The 20,844-nt window shown below is 60.8% G+C and carries 25 protein-coding genes and 2 pseudogenes; 16 read left to right on the forward strand and 11 right to left on the reverse strand.

Annotation, left to right across the window (positions count from 1 at the left end; all coding sequences use genetic code 11):
- Positions 1–3: 3 nt before the first annotated feature.
- Both HYG81_RS38745 and HYG81_RS38750 read right to left on the reverse strand, forming a co-directional pair.
- Positions 4–1,350 (reverse strand): FAD-dependent oxidoreductase, encoded by a 1,347-nt coding sequence (locus HYG81_RS38745; protein ID WP_226777927.1) that lies wholly within the window; start codon positions 1,348–1,350, stop codon positions 4–6.
- Positions 1,351–1,525: 175 nt separating this feature from the next.
- Complete coding sequence (locus HYG81_RS38750) at positions 1,526–1,792, reverse strand: hypothetical protein (RefSeq protein ID WP_226777928.1); 267 nt, start codon at positions 1,790–1,792, stop codon at positions 1,526–1,528.
- A gap of 272 nt (positions 1,793–2,064) precedes the next feature.
- Between HYG81_RS38750 and HYG81_RS38755 the strand changes: the two genes are divergently transcribed.
- Both HYG81_RS38755 and HYG81_RS38760 read left to right on the forward strand, forming a co-directional pair.
- On the forward strand, positions 2,065–2,505 hold the full coding sequence (locus HYG81_RS38755) for a DUF302 domain-containing protein (protein ID WP_226777929.1): 441 nt from the start codon (positions 2,065–2,067) through the stop codon (positions 2,503–2,505).
- A gap of 2 nt (positions 2,506–2,507) precedes the next feature.
- Positions 2,508–3,068 carry a class I SAM-dependent methyltransferase gene (locus tag HYG81_RS38760; protein ID WP_226777930.1) on the forward strand — a complete coding sequence of 187 codons (561 nt, stop codon included), beginning with the start codon at positions 2,508–2,510 and terminating at the stop codon, positions 3,066–3,068.
- A 57-nt stretch (positions 3,069–3,125) separates the two neighbouring features.
- Here the strand turns inward: HYG81_RS38760 and HYG81_RS38765 are convergent, their stop codons facing one another.
- Together HYG81_RS38765 and HYG81_RS38770 are read right to left on the reverse strand one after the other, a co-directional pair.
- A complete protein-coding gene (locus tag HYG81_RS38765) occupies positions 3,126–3,851 on the reverse strand; it encodes a DsbA family protein (RefSeq protein WP_226777931.1) in 726 nt (241 codons plus the stop codon).
- Between the two features lie 199 nt (positions 3,852–4,050).
- Complete coding sequence (locus tag HYG81_RS38770) at positions 4,051–5,931, reverse strand: polysaccharide deacetylase family protein (protein WP_226777932.1); 1,881 nt, start codon at positions 5,929–5,931, stop codon at positions 4,051–4,053.
- A gap of 118 nt (positions 5,932–6,049) precedes the next feature.
- Between HYG81_RS38770 and HYG81_RS38775 the strand changes: the two genes are divergently transcribed.
- From HYG81_RS38775 to HYG81_RS38820, 10 genes are all read left to right on the forward strand, one after another.
- Positions 6,050–6,598: a hypothetical protein gene (locus HYG81_RS38775; protein ID WP_226777933.1), complete on the forward strand. Its 549-nt coding sequence runs from the start codon at positions 6,050–6,052 to the stop codon at positions 6,596–6,598.
- Positions 6,595–7,089, forward strand: coding sequence for a hypothetical protein (locus tag HYG81_RS38780; RefSeq protein ID WP_226777934.1), 495 nt, complete (start codon positions 6,595–6,597; stop codon positions 7,087–7,089). The genes HYG81_RS38775 and HYG81_RS38780 overlap by 4 nt, the downstream gene beginning before the upstream one ends.
- A gap of 93 nt (positions 7,090–7,182) precedes the next feature.
- Entirely contained in the window at positions 7,183–7,644 is a 462-nt protein-coding gene (locus HYG81_RS38785; RefSeq protein ID WP_226777935.1) for a response regulator, read from the forward strand.
- 98 nt (positions 7,645–7,742) lie between these two features.
- A complete protein-coding gene (locus HYG81_RS38790) occupies positions 7,743–8,102 on the forward strand; it encodes an ArsR/SmtB family transcription factor (RefSeq protein ID WP_226777936.1) in 360 nt (119 codons plus the stop codon).
- Positions 8,102–8,365: a DUF7521 family protein gene (locus HYG81_RS38795; RefSeq protein ID WP_006111121.1), complete on the forward strand. Its 264-nt coding sequence runs from the start codon at positions 8,102–8,104 to the stop codon at positions 8,363–8,365. Before HYG81_RS38790 ends, HYG81_RS38795 begins: the two co-directional genes overlap by 1 nt.
- A gap of 114 nt (positions 8,366–8,479) precedes the next feature.
- A complete protein-coding gene (locus HYG81_RS38800; protein WP_226777937.1) occupies positions 8,480–9,202 on the forward strand; it encodes an SCO family protein in 723 nt (240 codons plus the stop codon).
- Between the two features lies 1 nt (position 9,203).
- Positions 9,204–9,791, forward strand: coding sequence for a TlpA family protein disulfide reductase (locus HYG81_RS38805; protein ID WP_226777938.1), 588 nt, complete (start codon positions 9,204–9,206; stop codon positions 9,789–9,791).
- Positions 9,788–10,450: a cytochrome c biogenesis CcdA family protein gene (locus tag HYG81_RS38810; RefSeq protein ID WP_226777939.1), complete on the forward strand. Its 663-nt coding sequence runs from the start codon at positions 9,788–9,790 to the stop codon at positions 10,448–10,450. The genes HYG81_RS38805 and HYG81_RS38810 overlap by 4 nt, the downstream gene beginning before the upstream one ends.
- A gap of 466 nt (positions 10,451–10,916) precedes the next feature.
- Complete coding sequence (locus HYG81_RS38815) at positions 10,917–11,456, forward strand: DUF2243 domain-containing protein (RefSeq protein ID WP_226777940.1); 540 nt, start codon at positions 10,917–10,919, stop codon at positions 11,454–11,456.
- A gap of 409 nt (positions 11,457–11,865) precedes the next feature.
- Positions 11,866–12,261: a response regulator gene (locus tag HYG81_RS38820; RefSeq protein ID WP_226777941.1), complete on the forward strand. Its 396-nt coding sequence runs from the start codon at positions 11,866–11,868 to the stop codon at positions 12,259–12,261.
- 75 nt (positions 12,262–12,336) lie between these two features.
- Here the strand turns inward: HYG81_RS38820 and HYG81_RS38825 are convergent, their stop codons facing one another.
- On the reverse strand, positions 12,337–13,260 hold the full coding sequence (locus HYG81_RS38825) for a sulfite exporter TauE/SafE family protein (RefSeq protein WP_226777942.1): 924 nt from the start codon (positions 13,258–13,260) through the stop codon (positions 12,337–12,339).
- A gap of 331 nt (positions 13,261–13,591) precedes the next feature.
- Here HYG81_RS38825 and HYG81_RS38830 point away from each other — a divergent pair, with 331 nt between their 5' ends.
- Positions 13,592–13,963, forward strand: coding sequence for a thioredoxin family protein (locus HYG81_RS38830; protein WP_226777943.1), 372 nt, complete (start codon positions 13,592–13,594; stop codon positions 13,961–13,963).
- Positions 13,964–14,004: 41 nt separating this feature from the next.
- Here HYG81_RS38830 and HYG81_RS38835 read toward each other — a convergent pair whose 3' ends face one another.
- Positions 14,005–15,783 carry a carbamoyltransferase family protein gene (locus HYG81_RS38835; protein ID WP_226777944.1) on the reverse strand — a complete coding sequence of 593 codons (1,779 nt, stop codon included), beginning with the start codon at positions 15,781–15,783 and terminating at the stop codon, positions 14,005–14,007.
- Positions 15,784–15,843: 60 nt separating this feature from the next.
- Between HYG81_RS38835 and HYG81_RS38840 the strand changes: the two genes are divergently transcribed.
- On the forward strand, positions 15,844–16,062 hold the full coding sequence (locus HYG81_RS38840; RefSeq protein WP_226777945.1) for a hypothetical protein: 219 nt from the start codon (positions 15,844–15,846) through the stop codon (positions 16,060–16,062).
- A 169-nt stretch (positions 16,063–16,231) separates the two neighbouring features.
- On the opposite strand, the pseudogene HYG81_RS38845 reads toward HYG81_RS38840, so the two are convergent.
- Positions 16,232–16,870: pseudogene (locus HYG81_RS38845) on the reverse strand (MBL fold metallo-hydrolase); the annotation flags it as partial.
- On the opposite strand from HYG81_RS38845, the pseudogene HYG81_RS38850 reads away from it, so the two are divergent.
- Positions 16,853–17,116, forward strand: a pseudogene (locus tag HYG81_RS38850) (multicopper oxidase domain-containing protein); the annotation flags it as partial. The pseudogenes HYG81_RS38845 and HYG81_RS38850 sit on opposite strands and share 18 nt — an antisense overlap.
- A gap of 94 nt (positions 17,117–17,210) precedes the next feature.
- On the opposite strand, the gene HYG81_RS38855 reads toward HYG81_RS38850, so the two are convergent.
- The 3 genes from HYG81_RS38855 to HYG81_RS38865 all read right to left on the reverse strand — a co-directional run bounded on the left by HYG81_RS38855 (position 17,211) and on the right by HYG81_RS38865 (position 18,905).
- On the reverse strand, positions 17,211–17,618 hold the full coding sequence (locus HYG81_RS38855; RefSeq protein ID WP_226777946.1) for a helix-turn-helix domain-containing protein: 408 nt from the start codon (positions 17,616–17,618) through the stop codon (positions 17,211–17,213).
- Between the two features lie 102 nt (positions 17,619–17,720).
- Positions 17,721–18,758 carry a sulfite exporter TauE/SafE family protein gene (locus tag HYG81_RS38860; protein ID WP_226777947.1) on the reverse strand — a complete coding sequence of 346 codons (1,038 nt, stop codon included), beginning with the start codon at positions 18,756–18,758 and terminating at the stop codon, positions 17,721–17,723.
- Positions 18,759–18,905, reverse strand: a complete 147-nt coding sequence (locus HYG81_RS38865; protein ID WP_226777948.1) for a DUF7512 family protein — start codon at positions 18,903–18,905, stop codon at positions 18,759–18,761.
- Positions 18,906–19,242: 337 nt separating this feature from the next.
- Here HYG81_RS38865 and HYG81_RS38870 point away from each other — a divergent pair, with 337 nt between their 5' ends.
- Positions 19,243–20,088 (forward strand): universal stress protein, encoded by an 846-nt coding sequence (locus tag HYG81_RS38870; RefSeq protein ID WP_226777949.1) that lies wholly within the window; start codon positions 19,243–19,245, stop codon positions 20,086–20,088.
- A gap of 38 nt (positions 20,089–20,126) precedes the next feature.
- On the opposite strand, the gene HYG81_RS38875 is transcribed toward HYG81_RS38870, so the two are convergent.
- Entirely contained in the window at positions 20,127–20,783 is a 657-nt protein-coding gene (locus HYG81_RS38875) for a helix-turn-helix domain-containing protein (RefSeq protein ID WP_226777950.1), read from the reverse strand.
- Positions 20,784–20,844: the final 61 nt, after the last annotated feature.

Here is a 20,844-nt window from a genome sequence, read left to right on the forward strand (position 1 = left end):
ATCTCACTCGAGTTTGCCGGCGAGAACCTTCGCCGCGGTGAGGATCGGATCCCAGACGGGGCTGAACGGCGGTGCGTACGCCAGATCGGCGTTTTGCAGTTCGGTAACGGTCATGTCAGCCGTCAGCGCCGTCGCGACCGTGTCGATGCGCTTCGCGCCCTCGCGGCCGACGACGGTGCCACCGAGCAGTTCGCCGCTCTCGCGGTCGGCGACCAGCGTGACGGTGAGCTCCGCGCCGTCGGGATAGTAGTGAGCGCGCGTCGATGCCGAGATCGTCACGGAAACGGGATCGAATCCAGCCTCGCGGGCCCGATCCTCGTCGATGATCCCTGTCCGGGCGGCCCCGAGATCGAACGCCTTTACGATCGCGGTGCCGGCGGTGCCGCCGGTCGGCGTGGGAGCGCCGGTAACCGTCTGTCCGATCGCCCGCCCCGCACGGTTGGCCGTGAGGGCCAGCGGGACGTGGTCCGGCTCGCCGGTCACGACGTGGGTCGCCTCGGCGTTGTCGCCCGCTGCGTAGACGTTCTCGTCGTTCGTTCGCCCGTACTCGTCGGTTGCGATGGCTCCGGTCGGCCCCAGTTCGATGCCGGCTTCCTCGGCGAGATCGGTATTGGGCGCGACGCCGACGCCGACGATCGCGACGTCGGCGGCGACGGTCTCGTCCTCGAGTTCGACGGCCTCGACCCACTCGTCGCCGACGAAGCCCGACACGGCGGTCTCGAGGTGGAGTTCGACCCCCTGCTCGCGCAGGTGCTCCTCGACGACCTCGGCGACGGCCTCACCGAACGGCTGGAGGACGTGGGGCAACATCTCGTAGAGGTGGACGTCGACGCCGTGGGCCGACAGCGCCTCGGCCATCTCGATGCCGACGTAGCCGCCGCCGACGATCGCGGCCGTCTCGGGGTCGCGTTCGGTGACGTGCTCTTCGATGGCGTCGGCCTCGTCCATGTCGTGAATCGTGAACACGCCCTCGAGTCCGAGCCCGTCGAACGGCGGTTCGATCGCGCTCGCGCCGGTCGCGACGAGAAGGTCGTCGTAGGGTTGTTCGTACGTCTCGTCACCGGTCTCGACCGTCACCGTCTGCGCCTCGGAGTTGATGTCCACGACCTCCGTCCCCGTGTGTAGGTCGACGTCCCGTTCCTCCCGGAACTCCTCGGGCGTCACGGTGACGAGGTCGTCCAAGTCGTCCACCTCACCCTTAACATAGTAGGGCATCCCGCAGGCGGCGTACGAGACCCACTCTCCTTTCTCGAAGACGATCACCTCTCGCTCGGGATCCTCGCGTTTCGCCTTGCTCGCGGCGCTCATTCCCGCGGCGTCACCACCGATAACGACGAACGTCTTGGTCATACGTGAGGAGTAGGACGGCAGCGCCTAAAGTATTTCTGGAAATTCCCAATACTACACAATCTAATACGGCTATCGCTCCGGAAGCATCTCTCGTCACGAGTCGCTGCTCGACGGGTTCGGTACGGTCTCTAGTACCACGATCAGTGTGCAAGCGTCCGCCGCTTGCGTCGACGGATCACTCGAGGTCCGCGTTTCGCTCCACGCTCGGAGATCGCTGCGTCTCCCGGTCCGCGTCACGGGTCGAACACGAACAGCTCGAGCGCAGCCGGATCAGTAGCCCGATGACGCCGAGCACTGCGAAGATCACCGTTCCCTGTACAATCCCGGCGATTATCCCGACTGACGTCCCGCCGGTGAGGGCGGCGGTCCCCGGTCCGACACAACAGAGGCTCGCGAGCCCTGCCAGCCCGAGCAGCGATTGATCCGAGATGTCTAAACCCATACGTGAATTTCAGGATCGGGAAGGATATGTATTCGGCCGATTTTCCGAGTCAGCGATCGTGGCCTCGAACTGGCCGCCCCGCCCGATATCCTACCTGCTACGTGTCCACTCGCCTGTCGAACGATGCAGGAGCCTCCTACAGGTGATTCGTCCGCTCGGTTTTCGCTGGAGCAGCGCACGGTAGTGTACTCCCACGAATCGACGGTTGTCCCGTAACGGTCGACGGTGGAACCCAGAACTGATTTTTGTGGCGGGCCCAATACTACACACGAATGACACTACCAATCGACCCCAGTCAAATCGATCCGGACGACATCGGTGCGAAACAGACGACCCTCGAGATGGACCACGAGGAGGCGATCGAGCGCGTCCGCGAGGTATTCACCGACGCGGGGTTCGGCGTTCCCGTCGAGTTCTCGCCGTCGGAACTGCTCAACGAGAAGGTCGATGCCGACCGCGACCCCTACTACGTCCTCGGTGCGTGTAATCCGTCGGTCGCCGACCGAGCACTCGAGGCGACCGACGGGAAACTCGGCGCGCTGTTCCCGTGTAACGTCGTCGTCTGGGAGGAAGAGCCGGGTCGACAGCGCGTCTACCACGTCTCGATCATGCGGATCGCGCGGCTCGTCGGAATAGCACCGGAGGACGACGAGATGGAAGACATCGTGGCGGAGACCGGCGAACTGGTCGATACTGCGTTCGAGGACCTGTAACCATGGGATACCACACGTTCGACGCCGAGCGAGCGGACAAGTTAGAGGTGGCCGGACGGCGCTATCGGTTCGTCTCGGCCGAGGAACTGCTATGGGCGCTCTCGCTCTCCCCGGACGACACCGTCGCCGACCTCGGCAGCGGAACCGGCTTTTTCACCGACGACGTCGCACCACACGCCGGCGAGGTCTACGCGGTCGACGTTCAGGAGGAGATGCACGAGTACTACCGGGAGAAGGGCGTCCCGGAGAACGTCGATCTCGTGACCAGCGACGTGAGCGACCTGCCGTTCGACGACGGCGGCGTCGACGCCGCGTTCTCGACGATGACCTACCACGAGTTCGCGAGCGACGCGGCGCTGGCCGAGATTCGCCGGGTCCTCGCCTCCGACGGCCGACTCGTCGTCGTCGACTGGGCGGCGACGGGGTCCGGCGATGACGGTCCGCCACTCGACGAGCGCTACAGCGCCGACGAGGCGGCGGACGCCCTCCGCGAGGTCGGGTTCGCCATTGAACACGAGGCCGTCCGACCGGAGACCTTCCTGCTGATCGCGACGCTCGAGTAAGGGTGGAATCGGTGTCCTGACCGGAACAGGGACGAGTATTCTTCCTTTGAAAGAGAATTACGCGCCTCTGATCCGTTCGATCGCCTCGTCGAAGCGCTCGATGGGCTGTGCGCCGACGAGCGTCCCGAAGGATTCGGAGTCCGGATCGGAGACGGCGAACGTCGGCGTCCCCCGAATGCCAAACGAGCGTGCTTGCTCGTTATCCGCGTCGATCTCGTCTTCGAGCGCCGACCGCCGATCGTCGAGACACGACTCGAGCGAGTCGGCGTCGATGCCGTCGACCGAGCGCGTGTACTCGACCAGGTTATCGGCCGTTGCCCAACCGGAGTTCTTCTCTCCCTGTTCCTCGAAGATCGCCGCATGCCAGTCCCAGTACGCCGACGGGTCGGCGTCGCGAACCTGATCCCACACGCACTTACCGGCGATCGCGGCCGTCATCGAGTCCGCACCGAAGTACGGCAGCGAGATGAATACGATTCGAAGCTCGCCCGGTTCGACGTACTTTCGAACGAGGTCGGGGAGCGTCTCTCGTTCGAACTGTTCGCAGAACGGACACTGGAAGTCCGTCCAGTAGTAGATCTCGAGCGGTGCATCGGACGCACCCATAATCGGCTTTCCCTGCAATTCGACGCCGAGGTTTGATGTCTCGTCGCTCGAGTGAAACGACGGGGAGAGGTCGTGAGCTGCGTCGTCGGATCGTGTGAGATAGTAAGCACCGCCGACGCTGAGAGTTCCAACGAGACCCGTAACGAGAGCGCGACGAGACGGCTGATCGAGCGACATCGATTGTTCGCGCTCACATTTATGCTACCGGCCCTAAACGGATCCGCCGATTTGCTAGGCCAGCAAATCGGATCGGGATCTCGTCCGTTCCGCTCCGATTTGCCCATTCACTCGCTCGCGACGGTCCGACGATGAGCAGTGATCGAACAGCGGAAACGGTGTCGAGCGCAACGAGTGTTTCGAGCGATCGAATCCGGTACTACGAGTCCACGATCTCGAGCGTCCAGTCGCCGTCGGCCTCGATGTTGAGCCAGACGGGGCCGCCCGCCTTGTACGACCGCGAGTTATCGAACTCGCCGGTCCGATGGACGAGTATCTCCCGACTGCCGTCCGCGTCGTAGCCGTCGACGATGAACGTGCCGTCACCGTCATGTGTTGCGACGACCCTGATGCCGCCCTGGGTCCACAGCGGTCCGACAAACGCCGATCCCGTCCCGGTCGCCTCGAGCGGGAGGTCCTCTAGTTTGTCGGCGTCGACCGCCGGCTGTGAGAGGTCGATCGACCACGCGCCGTCGGCGTCGACCTCGAGTCTGTAGGCGTCGTCGTCGACGGCCATGATCGACTCGCCGGTGGTATTCCCGGACGTGGTCAGCAGATTCTCGTTGCGCCCGATACCGTCGGGTTTCGTCACGTCGACGGCGATCTCCCCGCCGTCGTGGGAGACGTTCGCAACGAGCATCCCCTCGTTGAGGTCGAACGTGGCGGTGTCGCCAGATCCGGATCCTTCGAACGTGTGGGACTGGCCCGCCTCGAAAATCGTTCCGCTCGGTCGCTCTCTGTCCTCGGTTTCGTCGGTGCCGTCAGCGCGCTCGAACGTCTCGTCGACGAGATCCGAGGGTGTAATGACGTCGAGGCCGCGGTGCTCGATGTGATCGAGGAGCAGTCCGAAATCGTCCAGTGACATTCTATTTTCGTTGACACCGATGTCTTCTTCGTCGACGATCCGCGGGACGCGTACCACGGTGAGATGGTTGTACTGATCGGAGAGGTTGGTATGGCGGCGAACACCGGTGTGAAGCGCGGGACCCCAGATGAACGGGATCATATGCATCTCGGTCGGTGGCACGCTCGTCGTTCCGGCGTTGGACAGGAACGTCGTCTCGTGGATCTCTCTCGTGAGCCCGTAGGTCGTCGCATCCATCCGGTCGTCAGGAACGAACAGGTGACGCGATCCGTCCTCGAAGCCCTCGTCTGCGAGCGCGTCTCGAGCGGTTTCGAGGATCCGTCGCTGCTGGTCCTCGGACTGTTCCGGCAGGGGCATCGACACCTGTGGGAGCGAACAGACGTCCCAGCCGCGGTCTCGGAGGTCGCGTAATTCGGTGCGCCCCATCCGACCGGCGGCTCCGATTTGCTCGGGGCTGACCGGAACCGCCGCGGTCCAGTCGCGCTCCTCGAGCATCTCGGCCGCGATGTCGTAGTGCGAACCGTGGCCGCCGTAGAACGCGAGGATTGCGGCACCGTTAGCGGCCGATTCGGTTCGGTGGAGGTCGTCGACCAGCAATTTGGTCGGTCCGCCGTCCGGCCCGTCCGCGATGATATTGAGACCGGTGACGTTCGACAGGTCCGGGTCTTCCCCCGGCTTCTGCTGGTAGCCACAGTCCATTCGGAACCAGCCGTCGTATCCATCCGGAACGATTCGAATACTGGTGAGGCGTTGGCTCTGCGTCGGTGCAAGGAATTCGACGATGATTCGATCAGCGGATTCCGGTTTGACCGCCAGCGAGGTGTCCCAATCCTTGAAGTCGATTCCGTCGTCGAACCGAATCTCCATGCCGGCCGTCGCCTCGTCGCTCTCGATGACCGCCGCTTGCGATCCGAGTCGCGCCTCGTCGGAAGCGGCCGAGAGTTCGCCAGTTCGGGCGGACCACTCGCCGAGATCCTCGAAGTCAGAGACTACTTGCCCTCTCTCGATAGCGGGCCAGTTCGTGGGGCCGGACGCCATTTCTCCCCTGCCGACTCCGTTACCGTCGTCGTCCGATAGGATGTCCATACAGCCAGCGAGGGTCGTCGATGCGGCACCGAGTGCGGCGAGCATTCGCCGTCGGGACGACCCCCCGTTCGTGTCGCGTTCGTGAGCCATTGTAGATAGGTTACTCGTCGTTACGTTCTCTCTTTGATGGCGTAAACGGACCTGCTGATTTGCTGACCCAGCAAATCGGAGTCGGTGATTTCAGTCATCCCTGCATCGGTGCAACTAGATGTTCACGCGCGATTCGATCAGCGGGTACTTGACGAACCTCGCTGCAGCGGTCTCGTACCCGTTCGAGACGTGGCGAGGGACGATCGGACTGGTACTCGTGACGGTCGCCACCTACGTCCTCCTGATCCTGAGTACGATGCCGGAGTTCTCGCTCCAGATGCTCGGCGATGGACTCCACTGGTTCGAATACGTTCTCGTCTCGCTCACGGAGACGATTTACCGAACCGACGGCTGGTCGGGGCTCGCGGTCATCGTCCTCTACGCCTTGCTCTCGGGCGTCGCGATCGTCAACGCCGTTGCGCAACTGCAGATCGTCGGTCTCTCGAGTCTCACCGACCTCTCCGGCGTCGTCCCGGGGCTTCTCGCATCGGGCTGTGCGAGCTGCGGTGCCGGCCTCCTCGGCTTTCTCGGGTTCGCCGGGGGACTGGCAGTACTCCCGTATGACGGCGCGTTGCTTCGCGTCGGCGGGCTCGCCCTCTTGGTGTTCTTCCTCGGACGAGCGGGCCATCCGGAACACTGTGCGATCACGACGGAGGCAACGAAATGACGGCACACGACTTCGTCCGATCGATCCGGTCGGATCGGCGAGCGATGCTGTGGGGAACGGCCGCCGGAATCGGCGTGTTCCTGCTGTTCGGCCTCGTCACCGGCCTCGTCCCAAATCCGCTGGACGTTCGGATGGTCCCGCGGACGCCCGTCGATTACATGTTTCTGACGCTGACCGCACTGCTTGCGGGCGTCTACGCCGCACAGCGACTGGCGACCGAGGCGGCCGATCCCGACCTCGAGGGTAACGACGAGAGCGAGGCCGACGGCGCGAGTAGCGAGGACCGCTGGATGCTCGGCGGTCTCGTCGGCGGATTCCTGGCGGTCGGTTGTCCGATCTGTAACGTCGCCCTGCTCGCCCTGTTTAGTTCGTCCGCGCTCATGACGTACTTCGATCCGTTACGACCGGCCCTCGGTGCGCTCTCCGTGGTGATTCTGGCGGGACTTATCTACGTTCGCCACAGGCGGTCGTGTCCGACCTGCACACCGTAATGCGTTCGACCATGAGTTTCCATCAAAACAACCAAGATATTGTAGTAATTATGCACTTCGTCCCAATATTTTAGAATCCATCATCGGAAGCCAATGATTAACCGACACCCTGTCGAGGCGCTCATCATCGATCCGAACGCCGAGGACGTTCAGTTCTTTCTCGAGACGATCGAGAACGCGGCGTCCGTGAACACCGTTTCGACCGCTGTCAGTGGCGCCGACGCACTCGAGTTTATGCGGCAGTGCAATTCGGATCCCGACCGTTCCCGTCCGAACCTCGTCGTGATCGATATCGACCTCCCGAAGATGGACTGGCGATCGCTCCTCGAGACGTTCGATACCCATCCCGAGTGGACGGACGTTCCCGTCATTGGCTTCACAGGGGTGGACGAGCGGAAATGCATCACACAATCGTACACACTCCGCGCAAACGCATATATTCGGAAGTTGGATGTCCGAGACGGGTTCGTCGACGTCGTCCGAACGCTTGAGGTGTTCTGGTTCGACATCGTCTGGTTACCGCCGGGAGACGAAGCGGACGACGACCGTCAGTAGTCAGGAGTGCTGCTCGAGTGTGGGTACAAGATAGTGACGGCGATTTGCTGAGCCGGGGAATCGTGGCCTATTTGGTACTGAACGACGGGGTCTATCGTGTGCAACACGGAGGTCCCTCGGACTCGGCGGAAATCTTCCAGATCCTCGCGGATGAGTACGCACGGAAGATACTCCTCGCCGCAGATCACGGACCGAAAACAGCGAAAACGCTCAGCGAGGAATGCGACGCCTCGCTCACGACGATCTATCGGCGAGTGTCGACGCTGCAGGACCACGACCTCATCGAGGAACGGAATACCGTCGATTCAGACGGGTCCCATCGAAGCAAGTTCCAAACGTCACTCGAGGAACTCCACGTCGAGATTACCGACGGGCAGCTCTCGCTGACGCTGGAGACCCGCGACGAACTCGCTGACAACTTCACGTCCCTCTGGAGCGATCTCCGGGGTGACGACTGATGGAAGCGTCGTTCGTGATCGCCAAACTGTTCACGTTCGTGCTGAGTCTCGGCGTCGCGTATCTGGCGTATCACGGCTATCGGCGCAGCGGTCAGACGCCGATGCTGTACGTCTCCGGTGGATTCGTCTTCATTGGTGCCGGCGCGATCTGCGAGGGGCTCATCTACCACGTGTTCGGAACGACGATCGCGTCCGCCGCCCTCGTGCAGGCGGCCATCGTCTCGAGCGGGATGGTGCTCGTTCTCATTTCGTTGACGAAGTGATCTCGCGAACTCCCGAGCGGCATTCGCGCTCCTCGTTCATCCTCGCCGCTGTCCCTTTTTCCGACTCGGGGAATCGTCGTACTGGATTTACGATTCCCACCGAAACGTCGACGTATGAATCGGCGTCTCTGGCTCCGATCGATCGCCGCCTCGAGTGTCGCTACCACCGCGGGCTGTCTGGATACCCTCTCGAGTGATGAGGGACAGGCAGACGATAGCGCCGGTAGTGAACGGAAGCATGCCGACGGAGCGGTTCTCGGCCCACCGGAGCAAGATCTGAGCGAGTCGTCGCATCCGAGCTACGGCGACGACGTTCCGTCGGTCGAACTCCCCAACCCGCTGACCGGTGAAACGGTCTCGACGGACCAGTTCGAGAACGATCGGGCCATTTTGATGACCTTCTTTTATACGTCGTGTCCCGATGGGATGTGTCCCGCGTTGATACTACGACTCCGTCGTGCACAGGAAGCCGCTGCTGCCAACGGGTACGGTGACGATGTCCAACTGCTCGCGATGACGTTCGATCCGGAACGGGACACGGAAGACGCGCTTCGAACGTTCGCCGATCAGCAGGGAGTCAATCTCGAGGCCGGGAACTGGGATTTTCTCAGACCGAAGCGGTACGAAACGGCGAAGGAGATCTTAACAGACCAAATTGGGTTGCCGCTCAAAAAGATCGATGCCGAGAAGTACGATTCGCTCGAGTATCAGTTCCCCCACTATAATTTGATCTTGCTCGCGAACGAACGGGGGATCGTCGAGCGAGTGTATCCCCGGGGGGCAACGGTCGAGATCTCACGGGTAGTCGACGATCTCGAAACGGTGGTGTCAGCGTAAGATGCGCAGGCGAGATATCCTCGCCGGAGTCGGCAGTCTGGGTACGATCGGTGGCGCAGGAGCGCTGGCGATACGCGGTCCACCGTCGTTCGGAGATGGAACAGACGAAACCCAGAGCGAGAATTCGGATGGAACAGGATCTCCGGACACCGAACCGCTCACGATCGAGACGATCGATGCCCCGGGAAGCGAAGCCGGCGAGGTCCGTGTTCCGGCGTCCGACCGACCCACGTTCATCGATTTCTTCGGCACGTGGTGTCCGCCGTGTATCGAGCAGATGCCCGCACTTGCGGCGGCGAACGATCGCATCGGTGACGACGTGCTGTTCATCTCGATCACGAGCGAAGCGATCGGGCGATCAGTGACGAAAGCAGAACTAGTCGACTGGTGGGAGAAACACGACGGGAACTGGTCTCTCGGCCTCGATCCGACTGCGGAACTGACTGCACGGTATCTCGCGGGCGGCTATCCCTCTGCGGTTGCGATCGATACGTCCGGTCGCGTCCAGTGGTCGGACACCGGCGTCAAAACGGCGGACGAACTCGTGGCGGGGATCGAACAGGCGCTCGAGGCGAGGACGGACGCGTGATCGACGCATCGCTCCTGTCGACGGTCGTCTTCGCACTCACTGCCGGCGTCGCGACCTTCTTTAGCCCCTGTGCGTATCCGCTGTTGCCCGGGTACGTCGGGTTCTACGTCAGCCGGACGGACGGCGACGCATCACTCGGTGGGGCGACGACCCGCGGTATCGCCGCAGGCGTTGGCGTTCTGGGAACGCTCGCAGCCCTCATCGGGGTGACGTTCGTAATCGGTCAGCAGACGCTATCGAACCTCACGATCTTCGAGTCGCTCGTCGGCGGACTACTGGTGATCTTCGGCGCGCTCGTTCTCGCCGGTCGCGCCCCCTCGCTGTCGATTCCGCTTCCGAAGCGGCGCTCGAGTATCTTCGGATTCGGACTCTTCGGTTCGGGGTACGCGCTCGCTGGGGCCGGTTGCGTCGCGCCCGTCTTCCTCGCGGTCGTCGCCCGCTCGCTATCGCTGCCGACCGAGGCGGCGGCGCTCATCCTGATGACCTACGTCGGTAGCGTCGTCGCCCTGATGATCGCGGTGACGGTCGCGACCGGAATGGGGCTGGTCGCGAGTGCAGGTCGGTTCGCGGCCTACTCGGGACCCCTGAAGCGGCTCGCCGGAGGCCTGATGATCGTGGCTGGAGCCGGACAGCTTTATCTGGCGCTCGTTGTCTATTAGCACGATTTCATTTAGAACAACTCGTGTAACTCACGGTCAGTACAGGGGAAGGACTTACCACTGGAATATTTCGGTAGAGAGTAACGATATTGCACTATTCATGTTCGTTCAAAAACAATAAGTGACTCTGTTCTATAACTCAGACTGTGCGCCGTATCTATTTAGCCGTAACTGGAGGAAGCTTCCTGTGGGCCATAGCGGTGGTATTACTCATGTTTGGCCGATATACTCCCTTCCCGATGTTTGACCTTGTACGTTCAATAGTCTTCCTTGGTGCTATTATCTGGACTATTCTGGGAATAGGGATGCTCGTACGAAACGGGTATCAGCGACTTTCAGGCTGACAAGTTCGCACACGTAGTTACCGTTCTGTATAGATGGTTACGAAAATGATCTCAAAGTACGAGATTAAATTCACGTTCGCAATAACTCAGAACTTTCTGTGTTGGTAGTAAGCGCAAATACGATGAGCAATCATCCAGACACCACGCGTGATCAGACCCAGAATACGGTGACTCAACGCGCGCTAATCGCGGCAGGAGTATTCGGATTTGGATTCAGCGGGTTAATTGACGTACTCGTTTTGCACCATATCCTCCAGTGGCATCACTTGGTTTCTGGAATTTATCCAATGTACACGCTGGACGGCCTTGAGACAAACATCCTTGCAGATGGGCTGTTCTCACTTGCGATGTTAATTATTATGGGAGTCGGGGCCGGCCTTGTGTGGCAGTCTGAGCGACGAACTGTTGTTCCGTTAGCCGTCCAACCGCTGGCTGGTGCTGCTCTCATCGGTCTCGGCGTGTTCGATGTCTATGACGCCTTCATTGACCACGCTCTGTTAGGCCTACATCAGCCAGTCGGTCCTGGCGGGAAATCCTTGTCTTGGGGTGGTCAGTATAACCCTCATTGGATAGTGGTCAGCCTCCTCTTCATCACTGCGGGGTACTACGTCTATAGAACGGGGATACAGAATCGTAGTGGCGAGCGGGAAGAAACCACATAATTTGTCTGCAATTTCACACTCATGTTTGTTCTACGTATCCTCTCAATGCTTGGGTTTCTATTATACGGAAGTCCGTTACATGGTCCTCCGCAAGCGCCACCGCCACCAGTCCCCCATTGGGTCGTACTGATCGTTGTTGTTCCTACTCTTTGGCTTGTTATCGGTGGTATAGTACTAATGATCGATTGGCTGTTACGACAGTTCTGAAAGGTAGTAATACGAACAGGGCTCATTGGAATGCTACTGTTCCGAGCACGTCGAAGTACAGCAATATGTTCGCATATGTAATTACCGTTCAGTAGAGAGAACACACATATTGTAATAGAAAATCTGCAATTTTATTGTATTTTTACACCTCGAAACAGCCATAAGGAGTTGTTGCATTGAGTGTTCCAATGGAGGAGTTGCGATGAGCAGTGGGGATCTATTCGTCATCGATGACAATCCGGCGGATATTCGGTTCATTGAGGAGGCGCTCTCTGTCTCAGAACTGACCCCGACTATCCATACTGTGAATACCAAGGATGAGGCACTTGATTTCATCTATCAGCGAAACGAGTACGAGGATACACCTCGCCCGGATGTGGTGCTGCTCAATTGGCGACTCTCTCAGACGACCGGCAAAGAGATATTGAACGCTGCTCAGTCAGCCACTCCACCCCTCCCTGTCGTCGTAATGACTAGTTCGAAACCACAAATGCAGTCTGAGAATGCACCGGTATCACGGCCAGACCAGATAATCGAGAAGCCAACAGACCCCGAGATGTATACTGAACTGCTCCGACCATACCTCAGCACTCAATAAGCACACGTACTTACCGGATCAAGTGATTCAGTTTCGGGTGCCATTTTTCATACCAAACCCTATTACCAATTACTATTAGAAGAACAGCGCTGGCACGGAGTTGCGGAAGATGTTGAGAGAGATAACGAACAGGAGTCCGACGACGAACCAGTTGAACGCGCGCTCGTCGAACTCGAGGCGTCGGAGATACGTCCCCACCAGTAGGCCACCGATCGTGACGACGGCGATCACCGACCCAAGCCAGAGCCGGTAGGTCGTCAGGAGATCGGTGAACAGCGCCATCTGTATGATACGAACCGTAAATATCGTTCCGAGAACCATTGCCAACCCGCCGATGTATCGCTCGGCATCCCACTCGAAGGTGTGGAAGTACGCCGGGAGCAGCGGCCCGAGATTCGCGAGAGCGAGCAGGAAGCCTTGGGAAAACCCAGCCATACCGAGGGCGACTGGGTGGTGTGCTTCCTCGACCGTGACGAAGTTCTGGACGACCTGAAAGACAACGTAACTGAGGAGGACGAGTCCGATAACGAAGGGGACGAGCGGTCCGGCGCTGTACGTCGCCAACGCTGCGACGCCGATAACAGTCCCAATAACGGCGAGCAATAGGAGCGACCACTCCTCGCGAACGAACGACCGCCCCGTTCCGGTTTCCGCGATCTGGAACATATTGAGCATCCACGGGGGAATCGCCAGGACGACGACGGCGACGGTCGGATCGATCACCGTCGCGAATATCGGTGTCATGATGAGCGAGTAGCCAAAGCCGGTCATTCCCTTGACGATGCCAGCGACAATCGCGACCATGCTCAGTACGGCGAGCAATCCGACTGAAAGTTCGGACTGAACGCCCCGTCCGGCGTTCTCGAAACCCGGGAAGAAGACGATCGAGGCGACGAGAACGGTCAGCGTCGCGCCGACCATCGTCACCTCGCGGTACTGAAACTCGAAGAGATTGGTGAAGAACTGTTCGACGTCGACTGTAGTTTCCGGAGCACTCATACTAGTTCGAAGGCGCATCTCGACCCTCGAGATCGCCGTTTCGAGGACATCGGTCGGCCACCCGTATTCCATTGTGCTATTCGGCGAGATTTATCGAAGCCCGAGTTACCGGAAATCTGGGAGACAGTCGCATTAAACCTTCTCGAGCCCGTTTACAGGGATAACTCGAGAAACAGCTCTGTCGTCTATAGAGGCAATATTAGCCATCAGTTTTCCGATCGTTGGTACACGGTCGTCACCAGCTTCATTTATGGATCGATCGACCGATTGCACAATAGTATTGTGTCTATTCTGCAAAACACTGATACGCATTCGGACCCTAGCCATGTTGATGACTGAACCCACATCCTCAGAGTTGACCGACAACGGCCGCGCGACCCATAGACCCGTCCAATTACACGATGTAGACGACTACGACGACCTACTCGCGGCACACGACCTCGTCTTGCTCGAGTTCGTCACGTCCGGCTGTGGAATCTGCGCGTCGATGGAGCCGGTACTCTCCGGAGTCGCGCGCAGCGCACCTGGCGTCGTGGCGACGGTGAACGCTGGTCTCGTCCCGGATCTCGCCGCCGAGTTCGGCGTCCAGAGCGTCCCGACGCTCGTCGTCCTGCGCGACGGCGACGAAGTCGCCCGCCTCGACGACGGGTTCCAGAGCACTGAGACGCTCGTGGACGTCCTCGAGACGCACGCAGCACACTGACACCGCCGACGACTGTACCGAAGATCAGATTGCTTCTACTGCTATACTGGGTTCGGCGCGCCTCCCGAACGAAGTGCTAGTTCCGAACGCCGATCCGTTTTCGTCACGTCTTTTTTGACGACGAAGTCCTCGAGGACGAGCACGTCAAGTCCCATTCCGTAAAAGTCCTTGATCGCCTGCGTCGGCGTCCGGACGATCGGTTCGGCGTGATCGTTGAACGAGGTGTTGAGGACGATCGGCACGCCGGTGATGTCGGCGAACTCGGAGATGAGCCGGTGATAGCGCGGGTGCTGGTCCTCGCGAACGGTCTGAGGGCGCGTCGAGTTGTCGGCTGGATGCAAGACGGCCTCGAGCTCGTCGGTTCTCTCGGGGCGGATGTCGTAGGCATCGATCATGAACGGCGCTGAGCTGCCGTCGATGAGGTACTCCTCGGCGGCCGACTCGAGCATCGAGGGAGCGAACGGGCGCCACTCCTCGCGATGTTTGACGAACCGATTCACTCGATCGCGGGACTCGGCGGTGCGCGGATCGGCGAGGATGCTCCTGGCACCGAGCGCCCGCGGCCCCATCTCCATCCGGCCTTGGAACCAGCCGACGAGGTCGCCGTCGGCGAGCCGTTCGGCGACGTACCGCTCGATGTCGTCCGGTTCCCCGTACTCGAGTTTGTTCGTCTCGAGGGTCGAACGGATCTCCTCGGTTTCGTATTGGGGACCGAGGTAGACATCGGTCTGGCGGTCGACGGCCGACGGCGGCTGTCCTGTCCATCCCGCACCGAGCGCGAGCCCCGCATCGTTGGCGACCGGCTGGACGAAGACGTCGTCGACGTGTGGTGACTCACGAACGCGCTTGTTCAGCTTGCAGTTCAGCGCGACACCGCCGGCGAGTGCGACGTTCGCCGTGCCCAACTGATCGACGGCTGTCTCCGCGATGTCGACGACCGTCTCCTCGAGCAGTTTCTGAGCAGTGTACGCGAGGTCTTTCTCCCACTGGTCGAACTCGCCGGGCGTTTCGTTTCGAGGACGGCCAAACGCGTCCTCGAGGGTTTCGATGCCGTGGCCGGTTCCCCAGCGCTTCGTCAGTTCGGTGACGTCGTAATCGGCGCCCGTGTCGATCAGCCCGCGTAGGACGCCTTCGATCTCTGGATTGTCCTCGCCATAGGGTGCCAGCCCCATCACTTTCCCCTCGCCGTTGAACATCCGGTAGCCGAGGAACTCCGTGACGACCGCGAAGAAGAGCCCGAGACTGTTCGGGTGTTCGTAAGTGTACGCGCGTGTCAGGCCGTCCTCGTTGCCGCGCCAGACGACCGTCGAGTCGTACTCACCTTTCGCGTCGACCGTGAGGACAATCCCCTCATCGAACCCCGACGGATGGAACGCGCTCGCAGCGTGGCAGCGGTGATGCGGAATCGTCTCGATCGGCGGCACTGGCGAACCGATCAACTCGAGGCGGTTCTCGATCTGTCGGGTCGGAACGAACTGGCTCCGAACCTGCGTGACGAGCGTCTGTTCGAGTGCGGAGAGCTTTCGTCCGATACCAGGCGAGCGGATTGCGTCGGTAACGTAGTGCGAAGCGATCTCGCGTCGGAGCTGCGGATCGTACGGGAGGAGGATCCGATTCAGGTCCGAGAGGGACAGGTTTCGATTGTCGAGACACGCCCGGATCGCGCGTTCGGGAAACATATCCGTCGCGTGTTTGTCTCGCGTGTATCGCTCTTCCTCGACGCCGAAGACGGGCGTCCCGTCATTGAAGAGAACGGCGCTCGGGTCGTGCTGGCCGTAGAGTCCGATCGCCGGTTTGAACGCGAGTTGATAGTCAGTCATGGCTCGTGAAAGTGGTGTATCGTAACCTAATCCAGGAGATAGCAAAACGACGCTGACGATTTGCTGGGTCAGCAAATCGTCGGCGATGTAGTCGTGTTCGTCGTCGGCCAGGCACTGGCGGTCCGCATTCTCACGGATCTCGATGCGATCGAGCACTCTGTCCGAGACCTCGCCCGACGCGACGCCAGCGAGCAATCCACCGACCGTCAGTGTCAGCTACCGCTCGAGGCGTATTCATGGTTCTCGTCGGCACTTCTCCGACAGCAGAAATCGGTATAGCCGATCGAACTGGATACCGGTTCGTGAACGGGAAAACTGTTCCGTTGGGGCAGGAACCCGCTGGGCCGCACGTTCGTCTTCCACTTCCCGTTAGCGAACTCGAACTGTTCTCTCACGACGGTCGTCCAGAGTCCCAACGACAGCGTGACCGTTCGACCGACTGACGACGTTAGTTTGCGGCGCAGTTGTTCGGCCCGAGTTCGAGCGCCTCGACGTCGCTGCCGGGTTGCTCTTTCCCCCAGTTGATCTGCTTGATCTCGTTGTAGTTCGCTGGTTCGTCCGCGAGGCTCTCGACGATGGTCTCGACGAACTCTTCCTCGTCGTCGTCCTCGACGTAACTCAGGAGTTCGTTGGTCGTCTCTTTTCGGAGGTCGCCGAGTTCGGTCGCGACCGGGCGAATCGACTCGTCACTGAAGTGACCAGGAAGGACGACGGTCCCGTCTGCGAGGTCCGTCAGCCGCTCGAGACTGTCGAACAGCTGGCCGGCGGCCTCGCGGACGGCCTCCTCCGCGCCATCCTCGAGGTCGGGGCGGCCGACGCTGCGGAGGAACAGCGTGTCCCCGGACAGCAGCGCGTCGCCGAACCGGAACGAGACGCTGCCGGGCGTGTGTCCAGGCGTGTGGAGCACTTCGAGGTCGCGGTCGCCGACGGAAATTGTCTCGCCGTCCGCGAGTTCCGTGACGTCCTCGAGTTCGCCGGCGTCGTCCCCGTGGAGGTAGTAGGGGACGTCGAGTTCGCCGGCGAGCCGACGGGCGCCCGAGACGTGGTCCGCGTGGGCGTGGCTGTCCGCGACGCCGACGACCTCGAGGCGCTCGAGGCACCCAAGCCGTACGAACGAGGATGGAACGACGTGATCACCGTCGATCCCGGTGAAATCGTCCACGTGATCGTCCATTTCGGAGAGCACGACGGGCTGTTCAACGACCAGACGGGCACGTACATGTGGCACTGCCACATGATCGAACATGAGGACCACGACATGATGCGGCCGTTCACCGTCCGACCGAACGACGCCGATGGTGACGACAACGACGATTCGACGAGCCGCCGCTGAAGCGGTTGGCTCGGTGGGAGACTCCCCTCAGCGAAACGATCTCGAAGCGATTCGTGGAGAGTGAGCGTGAACGTGAGTCGCGGCCGGTAGACGATTAGCTCTGGGCGGGAATCTCGGTGTCGGCCTCGGCGTGTTCGTACTTGTTCTCGAACTCCTGGATGAGTTGCCCCATCTTCGCGTACCAGTCGTTGAGCTTTCGCTGCATATCGTTCGCGATCTGAGTCGGATCCGTCGGGTAGTAGACGTGGTAGTAGCCGCCCTGCTCGTAGTTGATCTGCTCTTTCTGGATGAAGCCGCTCTTGAGCAACCGCTGGATCGATCGGTATGCGGTCGAACGTTCGCGGTCGACCTGCTCGGCAACCTCGTCGATCGTCAGCGCTTCCTCGCTCTCGACCATCACGCGGAAACAGTCCTTGTCGAGTTGCTTGAGTCCGTGAATACACTCGAGTAACCCTTCGCACTCCATGTCTTGCTGCAGTTGTTCCGCCATCGAACTAGCCATTGTACTACGACCCGATAGGGACCGTATCGGTATAAGGGTTGTGCGAATATTGTACAATCTCAATGAACCGAGATAGAAACGGTACGAGCGGCCGCTATAGCGTCAGTCCGCGGACGTCGCAGCCGCGTTCGACTGCGCTCGCATCGTCGTGATCGTGCTGTAGATCACGGCCCCGCTGACCATGAACGCCGAGAGCAGGATCAGCACGAAGCTGACCGTATTCAGCACGTCCATCCCGAGATAGTCGCCCACCTGACGGAACGCGACGGCGATCGAACCACCGACCAGCATTAGTCCGAAGTAGATCTTGATGTCGTCTTCGTCGACGATGCCGGTCGCGGCCGAGCCGATCCGGGCGCCGAGCGCGCTCCCCGCAAGTAGCGGCGCGACGATCGAGAGGTCGACGCCGCCGTTGAGCCCGTAGGTGAACGCGCCGAACCCGCCCGAGAAGACGATCTCGAAGAGGTCGGTCCCGACCGCGACGGGAACCGGGACGCCGATGAGGTAGACCATCGCGGGCATCTTGACGAAACCGCCACCGACACCCAGGAAGCCCGACAACAGGCCCGTGGCGAACGCGACGACCAGAATCAACCAGAGCGAGACCTGGATCCCGCCGGCAACTGTCATCATCGGCGGGATGCGGTAGGACTGAATTCGCTTCGCCAGGGGTGGAATCGCGTCCGGGTCGAACTCCTCGTCGGATTCGTGGTGGCTGCCACCCGAATCGTCTCCGCCGTCGTTTACGAGCGCATTTCGGGTGACGAACAGCCCGACCGCACCCAACAGGACGACGTACGTGATGCCGATGGCACCGCTGGCGAGTCCCAATTCCTCGAGATAGTACACTATCCGACTCCCCACCTCGATACCGCTCGTCGTCCCGACGATCATCAGTCCGCCAAGTTTGTAGTCGACCTGGCCGAGGTCGCGGTGTTTCAGCGTCGCGATCATGGCCGTCCCGAAGACGAAGGCCATGCCGCTCCCGACGGCGACTCTGGCGGGATACCCCATCACGAGTAACGCCGGTGTGACGAGGAACGAACCGCCCATGCCGAAGAAGCCGAATAGGACGCCGACCATGAAGCCGAAGCTTACGAACAGTGCGAGCGTCATCAGGGCGATTCCGAATAGCTCCATCTATGCGCGTGTGATTTTCTCGACGATCGGCGCTGCGACTCGCTCGAGCGCGCCGTACCCGACGTAGAGGACGAACGCCTCGAGGAGGACGGCGCCAACGAGGGCGCCTGACTGTACTGCTGACGAATACGCTGTGAGGTCGATCACCGATACCGACCTCCGTCGCCCGGTTGTGTGCGGAGCATAGGTTTCTACTCGGTATCATCTATCCGAAGGAGGAGTATAACGCTTTTGGGAATTCCGCACAATATTACTGCAGTCTATCTCACGGCTATCCAACGAGAATATTCCAGTAAGTTATGCGGGGAGCAGGAACGAATCGTCGGAGACTCCTTCCGCTGGCGCGCGGTCGGAACGCAGCGTCAGCGGATTCGTGGCGAGACGGAGTCGGCGTCGCGATACCTCCGGATCGGTTACGACTGATAGTTCGGAGTAGATATTGGTTTGCACAAACAATATTATGCGTCCGAAGCCTACGACCGGTATGATAGGGATCTGTGCGACCGATCTCTCGGCCGCCAGCGAGGCGACGATCGAGAGCGAGACCTGTCTCGAGTGTCTCGGCCGAATCGGTGTCGAGGAGATCCACCTCGTGACCGTGATCCCGTCGAACGTCCACGCGGGGATGCCCGGTATCGACTTCGCAGCGCGACGCGGGCGAGCGCTCGAGCGCTATCGCAGCGTCATCGAAGACGCGGGCTTCGACGTCGAAGCGCACGTCGTTCGTGGGACGCCCCATCGACGCATCAACGGGATCGCAGAGGCGGTCGGCGCCAGCCTCACGGTCGTCGGCTCGCGGGGAAAGAGCCCGCTCGAGAACCGCATCATCGGCTCGACCGCGCGTAATCTCGCGCGGACGACGGTCATCCCGCTGCTGGTCAACCGGATTGAACGCGGAACTGACGAGCCGACCGTCGTCCGCGAACACCTGTTCCAGCGGATGCTGTACGCGACCGACTTCTCGGAGAACGCCGAGCGGGCGCTTGAGGCGTTCTCGTACCTCCGTCACGCGACGCAGGAGGCGACGCTAGTCCACGTCGAAACGCCGAAGGATCCGGCGCTTCCAGAGGGCGCCGACCCCGAAGCGCGACTGGCGGAGTTGGCAACCAAACTTGAGGAGTGGGAGATCGAGACGCGAACGGCGGTCCGTCAAGGTGATCCGGCGGACGAGATTCTCGCTGCGGAAGTCGAGTACGAACCGACGACGATTCTCGTCGGCTCGCGCGGTCACAGCAGGCTCCGCAGACTCTTGCTCGGAAGCGTCTCCGAAGATATCGTCGCACGGGCGGACAGCAACGTTATGCTCGTTCCGCCGGATCGAAAGGCGTAACGAGGGCGAACCGTCGGCTCACTCGAGCGGGAACCGGTTCACCGGTCGTGAGAGATGGAGTCGACGCGTTCGTCGGCAAACCAGTGTGTAATCGCGCTCTCCGCGCGATGCAGGACATCGCTACAGGTCGACTTGGTCACGCCGAGCGCCGACGCGACGTCCGTCAGCGTCGCCTCGCGGGGAACGTCGTAGTACCCCGCCTCGAGAGCGGTGCGGAAGACCTCGAGCTGTCGGTCTGTCAACAGATTTTCTGCGTCGCTCGCGGCGACGGCATGTACGTACTCGATGTGGTATTCGATGCCACGCTCATCGAACGCGTCGCCGAGCATCGATAATCGGTCCGCACTCGTCGTCAGTTCCCAAGTCACCACGCCGTCTTCGACCGCAAACGGCGTCTCCATTGGAACGCCAGCCTGCTGCATGGGAACGAGCAGTGACGGATTCGATGTCTCGACCTGCAGGAGTGCGGTCTCGTCGTGCTTCCAGAGCAACTCGAGGTCCCGGATATCGCTCCGCTCGGCGATCGCGGCGAGTATCGGGACCGGATTCGACGCCGCCAGTTCGATGACACCGATCGCGACGTCCGATCCCGGCAGCACTGAACTGACTCGAAACGTAGTGTCGGGATAGGCCGTCGAAATCTCGTAGATCCAGAGGGATTCGGGGAGTTGGACGGTGAGTTTCGCCCGTGGCATCAGTATTGATGATTGGCAGTCGAACGTCGTAGCATACGCTTCGAACATGTTCGAAGCACCC

Origin of the sequence: Natrinema zhouii (genome assembly GCF_013456555.2) — an archaeon.
In the GTDB taxonomy this organism is placed as follows: domain Archaea; phylum Halobacteriota; class Halobacteria; order Halobacteriales; family Natrialbaceae; genus Natrinema; species Natrinema zhouii.